This window comes from Amycolatopsis sp. NPDC049159 (assembly GCF_040648295.1).
Classification (GTDB): domain Bacteria; phylum Actinomycetota; class Actinomycetes; order Mycobacteriales; family Pseudonocardiaceae; genus Amycolatopsis; species Amycolatopsis pretoriensis_A.
This window is the reverse complement of the sequence record NZ_JBEZDL010000026.1, coordinates 1-11842: the sequence shown is the minus strand read 5'-3', so window position 1 is coordinate 11842 and position 11842 is coordinate 1. Positions and strand designations below refer to the sequence as shown.

The following is an 11842-nucleotide window of genomic DNA, read 5'->3' as shown; positions in this document are numbered from 1 at the left end:
CTCGTATGGTCGGGGGGTGGACGAATCGGAGGACCGGGAACCGGCACTGGTGCAGGCCAAAGCGCTCGTGAAGCGCTTCGGCGGGTTCGAGGCCGTGCGCGGGATCGACGTCGAGGTGCGGCGCGGGGAGGCGTTCGGCTTCCTCGGGCCCAACGGCGCCGGGAAGTCGTCGACCATGCGGATGATCGCGTGCGTGTCCCCGCGCACCGACGGCGATCTGCGGGTGCTGGGCGCCGACCCGGAGGTGGCCGGGCCGCGGATCCGCGCGCGCCTGGGTGTGGTGCCGCAGCAGGACAACCTGGACGTGGAGCTGACGGTCCGGGAGAACCTGCTGATCTACGGCCGCTACTTCGGCCTTTCGCGGGCGGCGGCCCGGCGCAAGGCCGACGAACTGCTGGAGTTCGCGCAGCTGACGGACCGCGCCGACGACAAGGTCGACCCCCTCTCCGGCGGCATGAAGCGGCGGCTCACGATCGCGCGCTCACTGGTCAACGACCCGGAGCTGCTGCTGCTCGACGAGCCGACGACGGGCCTCGACCCGCAGGCCAGGCACCTGCTGTGGGACAGGCTGTTCCGCCTCAAGGCGCAAGGCACGACGCTGATCGTGACGACCCACTACATGGACGAAGCCGAGCAGCTCTGCGACAGGCTGGTGGTGATGGACCACGGCCGCATCGCGGCGGAGGGCTCACCGGCGGCCCTGATCAAGCGCTACTCGACACGCGAGGTCGTCGAGCTGCGGTTCGCGTCGGGGGAGCAGGCGTCGGCGGCCCAGCAGGTCGACGGGCTGGCGGAGCGCGTGGAGATCCTGCCGGACCGGGTGCTGCTGTACAGCGACGACGGCGAGGCGGCGCTGGAACACGCGCACGCCCGCGGGGTGCGCCCGCTGTCGAGCCTGGTGCGCCGGAGTTCGCTGGAGGACGTGTTCCTGAGGCTGACCGGCCGGACGCTGGTGGACTGATGGGAACCCCTTCGCCGGCTCACCCGGCCGCGAGCCGCACCGGTGTGCGCCGCTCGGAGCGGCCGGCGCCCGTCCCGGTCACTCCTGGTTCGCCGGCCCGCTCGGCCCGAGCCGTGAGCCGTGCCGGTGTGCGACGCTCGGCCGCCGGCCTCGTCTTCTCCGGTGCGCCGACCCGTGCCGCGAGCCGCACCGGTGTGCGACGCTCGGCGGTTCACCCGGCTCCCCGCCCCGCAGCTCCTGGGTGGCGCCCGTGACCACCATCGAATCCACCGGCCGCGTCGTCGGCAAGTGGCGCGGCGCCTGGCTGCAGGTCGAAGGGCGCTGGACCTGGTACCGCCGCCACTGGGTGTCCACTTTGTACTCCACCGGGCTCCAACCGGTGTTGTTCCTCGCCGCCATGGGCCTCGGCTTCGGCTCGCAGGTGCGGCCGGGCACGGTCACCGGCGGCCTGTCCTACCTCCAGTACATCGCGCCGGCCCTGCTCGCCGCGGGTGCCGCTCAGCAGGCCGTCGGCGAATCGAGCTACCCCGTGCTGTCGGGGTTCAAGTGGCAGAAGGAATACCTGGCCGTCACGGCCACCCCGGTGTCCCCGGGCCAGGTGTTCGGCGGCCACCTGATCTGGTCGGCCCTGCGGCTGACGCTGGCGGGCGCGATCTACGCGTTCGTCGCGCTGTTCTTCGGCGCCTGGACCGGCCCGGGGGTGCTGCTGGTGGTCCTGGCGGGCACCGTCACCGGGCTCGCCTGCACCACGCCGATGGCCGCGCTGGCGGCCCGGACGTTCGACGAGGGCCAGCGGTTCGGCCTGATCTTCCGCTTCGTCGTGATGCCGATGACCCTGTTCAGCGGCACGTTCTTCCCGATCACCCAGCTGCCGGCCGCGATCCGCTGGCTGGCTTGGCTTTCCCCGCTGTGGCACGGCACGCAGCTGGCCCGCGGCCTGAGCATCGGCGGGGTCGGCGGCTGGGCGATGCTCGGCCACTTCGCCGTGCTGGCGGCGTTGTTCGCGGCCGGGTGGGCGCTCGCGCACCGGGCCTTCTACCGGAGGCTGGTGGTCTGATGGTGAGCGTCCAGGCCCCACCGCGCCGCGCCGGGCTGCTGCTGCGGGTGCTGCCACCCGGGCTGTACGCCGGCCGCGCGCGCATGCTCGTCGAGCGCTCGGTCATGGTGTACCGCGGCAGCTGGCTGATCTTCCTGTCCGGTGCGGCCGAGCCGTTCCTGTACCTGCTGGCGTTCCAGCTCGGCTTCGGCAGGCTGGTCACCGAGGTGCCCGGCCCGGACGGGCACCCGATGAGCTACGTCGCGTTCGTCGCCCCGGCGCTGCTGGCGACGTCGGCGATGAACGGCGCCGTCTTCGAATCGACGTACAACCTGTTCTTCAAGCTGCGCTACGCGAAGCTGTACGACGCGTTGCTGGCCACCCCGATCGGCCCCCTGGACGTGGCACTGGGCGAAATCGGCTGGGCGATCACCCGCGGCGGCCTCTACGCGGTGGCCTTCCTGGCGATCGCGGCGGCGATGGGCCTGCTCGCGTCGTGGTGGGCCCTGCTGATGATCCCGGCGGCCCTGCTGGTCGGCCTGGCGTTCTCGGCGATCGGCATGGCACTGGTGACGTTCCTGCGCTCGACGGCCCAGTTCGACTACATCCAGCTCGGCCTGACCCCGATGTTCCTGTTCGCGACGACGTTCTTCCCGCTCTCGGTGTACCCGGAGCCGCTGCAGTGGGTGGTCCGCTGCCTCCCGCTCTACCATGCGATCGAGCTGATGCGCGGCCTGGCGACGGGCCTGCTGTCGGGCTCGATGCTGATCAACCTGGCGTACCTGCTGGTCCTGGGGGGAGTGGGCCTCTGGGCGTCGACGCGCCGCATCGCGAAGCTGCTCCTGACCTGAGGGCCGCAAGCCGGCGGCGCTCAGCGAGCCGGGTCCGGCCGTCCCCGCGGTGCGGCGGCCGCCAGCGCGTCCACCATCCCGTGCCCGTAGAACCCGTTGAACCCCTCGTACCCGGCGCAGTACGCGTCTTGCGTGCCATCTCCGGTCAGGTCGTAGTCGGCCGGGCACGCCATCGGCGTCGCCTGCGCGTCGAGCGTCCGCCGCAGCTGCCGCGGCCGGGCACCGGGGTCGCGCGACGCCAGCAGCGCCAGCACCCCGGTGACGTGCGGCGCGGCCATCGACGTCCCGCACAGCGGCGCGTACCCGCCCGGCACGGTCGAAAGGACGCACTCGCCCGTCTCGCCACCCGGCGCCGTGACATCGATCACGCCGAGCCCGTACGAGCTGTAGCCCGCCTTCACCCGGTCCGAACCCACGGCCGACACCGCGACGACGTCCCGCAGCCCGGCCGGCAGGGCCTCGCAGCCGCTGCCCGCGCCGGGCGAGCCGGACCGGGCCGACGGCGTGAGGTCGACGGCTTCGTTCGTCGCCGCCGCGACGTTCAACGTGCCCGCCGAAGTGCTGTACTCCACCGCGCGCGCCAGGGCCTCGTGCACGACGCCGCGGTCGTTGCCGCGGATGCACGAGAGCGTCCACGGGTTCACGAAGAAACTGCTGTTAGTCAGGCGCATGTGGCGTGAGGCTGCCCACATCAGCCCGCACACGGCGGCTTCGGGGTCGGCGTACCCGCGGTCGTCGATCACCTTCACCGATGCCACTCGCACCCCGGGCGCCACACCCGTCACACCTCTGCCGTCATCGGCCGCGGCGATGATGCCCGCCACGTGCGTCCCGTGCACCGACGTCGTCGGCGCCCACGCCGCGGGCGAGCGGTCGGGGGCGCCGGTCAGGCAGCCGGCCGAGTCGGCCGGGTCGAGCGCGTCGGCGAGGTCCGGGTGGTCCGGGTCGACGCCCGAGTCGAGCACGCCGACGACGACGTCGCGGCTGCCGTCGGAGAAGCCGCGCGCCCGGCCCGCGTTGATCATCCGCATGTCCCACTGCCGGTCGCTCAGGTCCGCCGTGGGCACCTTCGCGGGGTCGGTCCGGGGGAGCGCCGCCCGCGCCGGCTGGGGTTTCACCGGGTCCGTGGCGCGCTGCGCGGCCAGCCGCTCGGCCTGGGCGCTGAACGCCCGGTCGAGCCCGATCCGCTCGCCGAAGCCCGGGTCGCCGGAGGTGGCGATCGCCACCGCGATCTGCGGGTAGTAGACGGTGGTGGCGCCGCACGCGCCGGTGATCTGCCCGCGGGCCGAGGATTCGGCGGTGCCGCGGTCGAAGGCGACGACGTAGCGCAGGGACCGTCCGTGGGCGCAGCCGGGCTCGTCGGCCACCGCCGGACCGGCGGTGACGCATCCCGAAAGCACCAGGACGGTGCACACGGCCGCCCGCAGCGGCCGCGCCAGCAGGGACACCGGACCTCCCACCGGATGCAGGTACCGCGGGTGCCGGTGCGCGATCGATCCGGCCACCCCGAGCCGCACGGTAGCCACCCCGTGCCCGGCGGACAAGCGCTGCGGCCAAGTTCGCCCGCCCGGTGGCCCCCGCGGCGCGCCCGGACGCCTGCGGGAGGTACCGAGTACACCGGAGTGGTCACCCGGTGTGGGATACTCGGGGAGGCCGCTGGGCCGCGGGGCGCACGTGAGAGGTGCTGCCTGCGGTGTTGTGGCCCGGTGATGCGCATGAACTCCCGCGACGCGTCGCCGCCCGTGAACCGGGCGGCTGGACGACGTGGCGGGGCGGCCCGGGGGCCGCGAGTGCGTCACGCACGTCGCCGAGCAGACCTTTGACCGGGTTGCGCCCCACCGGAAGCGGTGGTGCGGCACCCGGTCGTCGGGCCAGGATTCCCGCCGCTGGTGACCACCACGGCGGAACGAACAGAAAGGGGCCCCTGCGCGGCCGCGTCCCTGCCGGTGCGAATCGGCAGACGCGCCCGGGGGCGGAGGAGACACATGTCGAACGCGGAAACACCCGCCGAGCACACCGGCGGGAATCCCGCCACACCCACGACCGGGCCACTGGCCGACCTGCCGCCCCGCATCCGGGTGCACGCGCTGGCCAAGCTGCTCGAGTCGCACAGCCGGGACATCCTCGTCAAGCTCACCGAGCTGGGCGAAAGCGTGCGCAGCGCGCAGTCGAGCGTGACGAGGGAAGTCGCGCTCAAGGTGGCCGGAGCCTTCACCTCGGCCGAAGGTGAGCAGGCAGCCGACGTGCCCGTGGAAGCCGCGGCCGCCGAAGGCCAGCCCGCCCGGGACGACGCCGACCAGGCCCCGCCCGCCGACCAGGGCCCCGCCCGCGACGGCGCCGACCAGGCCCAGCCCGCCACCCAGGTCACCGCCGCCCGAGGCCGCCGTGTGAGCCGTGGCCGCGGCGAGGCCGCCCAGGCCGCGACCAGCCAGGCTCAGTCCGCCGACCAGGCCACCGGCAGCACCCGCGAGGCCGCCCCCGCGGTCCCGCCGGCCCCCGAGGTCCCCGCGGCCGAGGCCGAGAAGCCGCGCCCGCGCCAGAAGACCCGCGCCCACCTGCCGGTCTTCGCCGCGCCGTCGCCGGTGTTCCTGCCGCCGGAGCCGTCCGAGCGCGCGGTCAAGCCCGCGCGCAAGCCGGCCGACCCGTTCGCGGAGCCCGAGCCCCGCCCGGAGCCGCGCCGCGAAGCTCGCCACGAGGCCGAGGCCGTCGAGGAAGAGACCGAGGACACCACCCCCGCCACCGACGCGAACGCCGATGACGACGAGGACGCCGGCAGCCGCCGTCGCCGTCGCCGCGGCCGTCGTGGCCGGGGCCGCGGCAAGGGCGCCGACGGCAGCGACGAGGGCACCGAAAACGACGACGACCAGGCCGACGAGCAGCCGCGCCGCCGGAACCGCAACGCGGACGAAAAGCCCGAAGCGGACACCGAAGAGGCCGAGGAAGCCGCCGGCCCGGCCGCGGAGTCCGACAGCGACGACGATGGCGAGGGCGGCAGCAAGCGCCGTCGCCGCCGCCGTCGCCGCAAGGGCTCGGACGGCGACGACGCCGAGACCACCGACGACCCGCCCAACACGGTCACCCACGTCCGCCAGGCCAAGGCCGAGCAGGCCGAGCGCGAGCGCCCGGCGCGCGACGAGGTGCGCAGCGTCCGCGGGTCGACCCGCCTGGAGGCCAAGCGCCAGCGCCGCCGCGACGGCCGCGAGGCGGGCCGCCGCCGCGCCCCGATCCTGTCCGAGGCCGAGTTCCTCGCCCGCCGCGAGGCCGTCGAGCGCACGATGGTCGTCGCCGAGAAGGGCGACTCGACGCAGATCGGCGTGCTCGAAGACGGCGTGCTGGTCGAGCACTTCGTGACGCAGTCGGGCTCCGGCTCGATCGTCGGCAACGTCTACCTCGGCCGCGTCCAGAACGTGCTGCCGAGCATGGAAGCCGCGTTCATCGACATCGGCCGCGGCCGCAACGCCGTGCTCTACGCCGGCGAGGTCGACTGGGACGCCGCCGGCCTGGAGGGCAAGGCCCGCAAGATCGAGCAGGCGCTGTCCACCGGCGACTCCGTGCTGGTCCAGGTCACCAAGGACCCGGTCGGGCACAAGGGCGCCCGGCTGACCACGCAGATCTCGCTGCCCGGCCGCTTCCTCGTCTACGTGCCCGCGGGCGGCGCCACCGGCATCTCCCGCAAGCTGCCGGAGAACGAGCGCCGCCGGCTCAAGGACATCCTCAAGCGGATCGTCCCGGAGGACGCGGGCGTCATCATCCGCACCGCCTCCGAGGGCATCGGCGAGGAGGAGCTGGGCCGCGACGTCGACCGCCTGAAGGCGCAGTGGGACGTCATCAAGGAGAAGGCCGCCGCCGGTTCCGGCAAGAAGGGCGGCGCGCCGACCATGCTCTACGAAGAGCCCGACCTGCTGGTCAAGGTCGTGCGTGACCTCTTCACCGAGGACTTCGCCAAGCTGGAGATCCAGGGCAACCGGTCGTGGGAAACCATCAACGACTACGTCCGGCACGTCGCGCCGGAGCTGACCGAGCGGGTCAAGCGCTACACCGGCACCGGTGACGTGTTCGCCGACCACCGGATCGACGAGCAGATCACCAAGGCGCTCGACCGCAAGGTCTGGCTGCCGAGCGGCGGTTACCTGGTCATCGACCGCACCGAGGCGATGACGGTCATCGACGTCAACACCGGCAAGTTCACCGGATCGGGTGGAAACCTCGAGGAGACGGTGACCCGCAACAACCTGGAGTCGGCGGAGGAGATCGTCCGCCAGCTCCGGCTGCGGGACATCGGCGGCATCATCGTCATCGACTTCATCGACATGGTGCTCGAGTCGAACCGCGAGCTGGTGCTGCGCCGCCTCACCGAGTGCCTCGGCCGCGACCGCACGCGCCACCAGGTCGCCGAGGTCACCTCGCTCGGCCTGGTCCAGATGACCCGCAAGAAGATCGGCACCGGCCTGCTGGAGGCGTTCTCCACGCCGTGCGAGCACTGCAAGGGCCGGGGCGTGCTCGTCTCGACCGAGGTGCAGCGCACCGGCGGTGGGGCCGGCCACTCCCACGGTGGCAACGGCAACGGCGGGAACGGTGGCAACGGCGGCGGTGGCGGCGGGGAGAAGAGCTCCCGCCGGTCGCGTGGCCGCGGCAAGGGCGAGGAGGCCGCCAAGGAGCAGGCCGAAGCCGCCAAGGCCGAGGTCCACGCCGTCCCGTCGCCGGAGCAGCGCGAGTCGATCGCGTCCGCGGTGGCGGCGATGGCGAACGCCTCGAAGGTCGTCAAGGAGCACGACCACGGCGCCGAGAACGGGCACGTCCCGGAGCCCGCCAAGGAGGTCGCGGACGTCCCGGCCACCACGGAGGCGGACGAGGCGCCGGTGGCGGCCGAGCGGCCGGTCGAGCCCGCTCAGGAGGTCGCCGGCACCCCGGTGACCACCGAGGCGGACGAGGTCCCGGTGCCGCAGGACGAGGAGCCGGTGGTCGAGCGCTCTTCGGCCCCGGAACCGGCCGAAGAGCCGGTCAACGAGTCTTCGGAGGCCGCCGAGCCGGTCGCCGAACCCGAGGTCAGCGTGCCCGAGCCGGCCGTGCGTTCCACCCGGCGCCGTCCGCGCCGGGCGGCGTCGCGGCCCGCGGGCCCGCCGGTGCACGCCTCGGACCAGAGCAGTTGAACAACTAGGGGACCCCGGTGGTAACGCACCGGGGCACCCCACGTAACCTGTAGTACGGCCTGCCACCAGAGCAGGTCGCTGCGCGAGTGCCGGACCGCCTTCAGTTTCGGGTGGGCCGATCGCGCGGGCCCCCACCCATTGTCGAGTAATGCAGGAGACTTCCGTGTCGGCGTACGCGATCGTCAAGACCGGCGGCAAGCAGTACAAGGTGGCCGTCGGCGACGTCGTCGAGGTCGAGAAGCTCGAGGGCGAGCCGGGCACCGAGCACATCCTCCCCGCCGTTTTGTACGTCGACGGTGGCGATGTCACCACGGACGCCGACGCGCTGGCGAAGGTCTCGGTCACCGGCAAGGTCGTCGAGCAGACCAAGGGTCCGAAGATCCGGATCCACAAGTTCAAGAACAAGACGGGCTACCACAAGCGTCAGGGTCACCGGCAGAAGCTGACCCGCGTCGAGGTCACCGCCATCTCCCTGTAAGAACTTTCCGGATCTGCTTTTTTCAGAAAGAGGGCTGAGCCATGGCTCACAAGAAGGGTGCGTCCAGCTCCCGCAACGGTCGTGACTCGAACGCGCAGCGCCTCGGCGTCAAGCGCTTCGGCGGCCAGGAAGTCAACGCGGGCGAGATCCTCATCCGCCAGCGCGGCACCAAGTTCCACCCCGGCGTGAACGTCGGCCGTGGCGGCGACGACACGCTGTTCGCCCTGGCCGCCGGTGCGGTCCAGTTCGGCGAGAAGCGTGGCCGCAAGACGGTCAACATCGTGGTGCCGGCCGAGGCCTGAGCCTTCGGTCGTCGTTGGACCTCTGACGAGGGGTGGGACCGGAATATCCGGTGCCACCCCTCGTTTGTTTTGTATATCCCCTTCTCGCGAGTGAAAGAGGCAAGTCATGGCGTCCCGGTTCGTGGACCGCGCGGTGATCCACCTGACCGCCGGTGACGGTGGGAACGGCTGCGCCTCGGTGCACCGCGAGAAGTTCAAGCCCCTCGGCGGCCCGGACGGCGGCAACGGCGGCAACGGCGGCGACGTCCTGCTGGTCGTCGACCCGAACGTGCACACGCTGCTCGACTTCCACTTCCGCCCGCACGCCAAGGCGGGCAGCGGCAAGATGGGCCAGGGCGGCAACCGCGCGGGCGCGGCGGGGGAGTCGCTGGTGATGAAGGTGCCGTCCGGCACCGTCGTGTTCACCGACGACGGCGAGCTGGTCGCCGACCTGATCGGTCCGGGCACCACGTTCGTCGCCGCCCAGGGCGGCCGCGGCGGCCTCGGCAACGCGTCGCTGTCGTCGAAGGCCCGCAAGGCACCCGGGTTCGCGCTGCTCGGCGAGCCGGGCGAGAGCCGTGACCTCACGCTGGAGCTGCGCTCGGTCGCCGACGTCGGCCTGCTCGGCTTCCCGTCCGCCGGCAAGTCGTCGCTGATCTCGGTGCTGTCCGCGGCCAAGCCGAAGATCGCCGACTACCCGTTCACCACGCTGGTGCCGAACCTCGGTGTCATCACCGGCGGCGACACGGTCTTCACGATGGCCGACGTGCCCGGCCTGATCCCCGGCGCGTCCGAGGGCAAGGGCCTCGGCCTCGACTTCCTCCGCCACATCGAGCGCTGCGCGGTGCTGGTGCACGTCGTCGACTGCGCCACGCTCGAACCCGGCCGCGACCCGCTGTCCGATGTGGACGCGCTGGAGGCGGAGCTCGCGAAGTACACGCCGAGCCTGGGTGGGAAGCTCGAGGAGCGCCCGCGCGTCGTCGTCCTCAACAAGATCGACGTCCCCGAAGCCGCCGAGCTCGCCGAGTTCGTCCGGCCGGAGCTGGAAGCCCGCGGCCTGCGGGTGTTCGAGGTCTCGACGGCGTCCCGCAAGGGCCTGCGGGAGCTGACCTTCGCGCTCGCGGCGGTCGTCGAGGAGTACCGCGAGGCGCAGCCGGTGCTGGAGCCGGAGAAGATCGTCCTGCGGCCGCTCGCCGTCGACGACTCCGGGTTCACCGTCGAGGTCGACCCGGAGGAAGAGGGCGCGTTCATCGTGCGCGGCTCCCGGCCGGAGCGCTGGATCCGCCAAACCGACTTCGCCAACGACGAGGCCGTCGGCTACCTCGCCGACCGGCTGGACCGCCTCGGCGTCGAGGACCAGCTGGCGAAGCTCGGCGCGAAGCCCGGCAGCCCGGTCACGATCGGCGACGTCCAGTTCGAGTGGGAGCCGTCGACGCCGAGCGTCGCGGTCCACCTGTCCGGGCGCGGCACCGACGTCCGGCTGGAGCGCACCGACCGCATCGGCGCTTCCGAGCGCAAGGAAGCCCGCCGCATCCGGCGCGAGGGCACGGGCGAGTTCGACGACCTGGACGCCGACGAGTGAGTGGCACACGGCAGGCCATCGCGGCGGCACGCCGCCTGGTGGTCAAGGTCGGTTCGTCGGCGCTGACCACCGCGGGCAGCGGCCTCGACGTCGTCCGCCTGGACGCGCTGGTCGACGCGATCGCCGAGCGCGTCGCCCGCGACACCCAGATCGTCCTGGTCTCCTCGGGCGCGATCGGCGCCGGCCTGGCCCCGCTCTCGCTCGGCAAGCGCCCCCGCGACCTGGCGACCCAGCAGGCGGCGGCGAGCGTCGGCCAGCTGGCGCTGGCGCACGCGTACGCCGAATCGTTCGGTCGGTATTCGCTGACGGTCGGCCAGGTGCTGCTGACGTCCGACGACGTCGTCCGCCGCTCCCACTACCGCAACGCGCAGCGCACGTTCTCCCGGCTGCTGGCCCTGGGCGCGGTCCCGGTGGTCAACGAGAACGACACGGTGGCCACCGAGGAAATCCGCTTCGGCGACAACGACCGCCTGGCGGCACTGGTGGCCCACCTGATCGGCGCGGACGCGCTTCTCCTCCTGTCCGATGTGGACGGCCTCTACGACGGCGACCCCCGCGACGGCGCGACCCGCAAGCTGACCGAGGTCCTGTCGGAGTCCGATGTGGACGGAATCTCGGTCGGCATGTCCAGCTCCGGCCTGGGAACGGGCGGCATGGTCTCAAAACTCGCCGCGGCCCGCACTGCGGCGGGCGCGGGCATCCCCGTCCTCCTGGCGGCAGCCTCGGAAGCTTCCGCAGCCCTGACAACGGCTTCCCCCGGCACGGCCTTCGCCCCGGCGGACACCCGCCTGTCGGCCCGCCGCTTTTGGCTGGGCTACGCAGCGGACACAACGGGCAAACTCCGCCTCGACGACGGCGCGGTGACAGCGGTGGTCCGCCGCCGCCGCTCCCTGCTGGCAGCAGGCATAACAGGCGTGGACGGCGACTTCCAGGCCGGCGACGTGGTGGACCTGGTGGACGCAAAGGACCGAGCCATCGCCCGCGGCGTGGTGGCGTTCGACGCAACGGAACTCCCGGACCTGATCGGCCGCTCCACCCCGGAACTGCCGGAGGAACAACGCCGCGAGGTAGTCCACGCGGACGACCTGGTCCCGCTGCGCCGCTAGCCAGCTCGCTCGCGCCGCGGTCGGCCGGTCTCACCGCTGGGTGCTCCAGCACCTGCCTCGCCCGCCTGCGCTGCCGACCGAGCTTGCCTGGCCTGCCCGCCCGTCGGGGCGGGGCCGCCGCCCGATCAAGTCGCCTGGCCGCTGAGCTGCTTCAACGCAGCTGGCCCATGCGGCAGGTCTCGCTTTCATGCCCCAGCGCCGCCCACCGGATCCCCGCGGGGCTGCCGCCCGCCGGGCCGTCGAGCCACCTGCCCACCGAGCCGCCGGGCCGCCGGGCCGCCGGGCCACCGAGCCACCTGCCCACCGAGCCGCCGGGCCGCCGGGCCGCCGGGCCACCGAGCCACCTGCCCACCGAGCCGCCGGGCCGCCGGGCCGGAGCGGGGGGGCGGGGGGGAGG

9 protein-coding genes and 1 pseudogene are annotated in these 11842 nt (G+C 73.0%); 9 read left to right on the top strand and 1 reads right to left on the bottom strand.

Annotation, left to right across the window (positions count from 1 at the left end; genetic code table 11):
- Window positions 1-16 precede the first annotated feature (16 nt).
- The 3 genes from AB0B33_RS38435 (at window position 17) to AB0B33_RS38425 (ending at window position 2848) form a co-directional block, all read left to right on the top strand.
- On the top strand, window positions 17-961 hold the full coding sequence (locus AB0B33_RS38435; RefSeq protein ID WP_360781312.1) for an ABC transporter ATP-binding protein: 945 nt from the start codon (window positions 17-19) through the stop codon (window positions 959-961).
- 250 nt (window positions 962-1211) lie between these two features.
- Window positions 1212-2018, top strand: coding sequence for an ABC transporter permease (locus AB0B33_RS38430; protein ID WP_360781310.1), 807 nt, complete (start codon window positions 1212-1214; stop codon window positions 2016-2018).
- Window positions 2018-2848 (top strand): ABC transporter permease, encoded by an 831-nt coding sequence (locus AB0B33_RS38425; RefSeq protein ID WP_247020689.1) that lies wholly within the window; start codon window positions 2018-2020, stop codon window positions 2846-2848. The genes AB0B33_RS38430 and AB0B33_RS38425 overlap by 1 nt, the downstream gene beginning before the upstream one ends.
- 20 nt (window positions 2849-2868) lie before the next feature.
- Here AB0B33_RS38425 and AB0B33_RS38420 read toward each other — a convergent pair whose 3' ends face one another.
- The gene (locus AB0B33_RS38420; protein WP_247020691.1) at window positions 2869-4296 is read right to left on the bottom strand and encodes a S8 family serine peptidase; all 1428 of its coding nucleotides are present in this window, start codon (window positions 4294-4296) and stop codon (window positions 2869-2871) included.
- 537 nt (window positions 4297-4833) lie between these two features.
- Here AB0B33_RS38420 and AB0B33_RS38415 point away from each other — a divergent pair.
- From AB0B33_RS38415 to AB0B33_RS38390, 6 genes and pseudogenes are all read left to right on the top strand, one after another.
- Complete coding sequence (locus tag AB0B33_RS38415; RefSeq protein WP_360781308.1) at window positions 4834-7998, top strand: Rne/Rng family ribonuclease; 3165 nt, start codon at window positions 4834-4836, stop codon at window positions 7996-7998.
- Window positions 7999-8161: 163 nt separating this feature from the next.
- Window positions 8162-8476 carry a 50S ribosomal protein L21 gene (gene rplU, locus AB0B33_RS38410; RefSeq protein ID WP_003067132.1) on the top strand — a complete coding sequence of 105 codons (315 nt, stop codon included), beginning with the start codon at window positions 8162-8164 and terminating at the stop codon, window positions 8474-8476.
- 41 nt (window positions 8477-8517) lie between these two features.
- Window positions 8518-8778, top strand: coding sequence for a 50S ribosomal protein L27 (gene rpmA / locus AB0B33_RS38405; RefSeq protein WP_247020695.1), 261 nt, complete (start codon window positions 8518-8520; stop codon window positions 8776-8778).
- 106 nt (window positions 8779-8884) lie between these two features.
- The gene (gene obgE / locus AB0B33_RS38400; RefSeq protein WP_247020697.1) at window positions 8885-10339 is read left to right on the top strand and encodes a GTPase ObgE; all 1455 of its coding nucleotides are present in this window, start codon (window positions 8885-8887) and stop codon (window positions 10337-10339) included.
- A complete protein-coding gene (gene proB, locus AB0B33_RS38395; protein ID WP_360781305.1) occupies window positions 10336-11445 on the top strand; it encodes a glutamate 5-kinase in 1110 nt (369 codons plus the stop codon). The genes obgE and proB overlap by 4 nt, the downstream gene beginning before the upstream one ends.
- Window positions 11446-11612: 167 nt before the next feature.
- Window positions 11613-11842, top strand: a pseudogene (locus AB0B33_RS38390) (hypothetical protein); the annotation flags it as partial.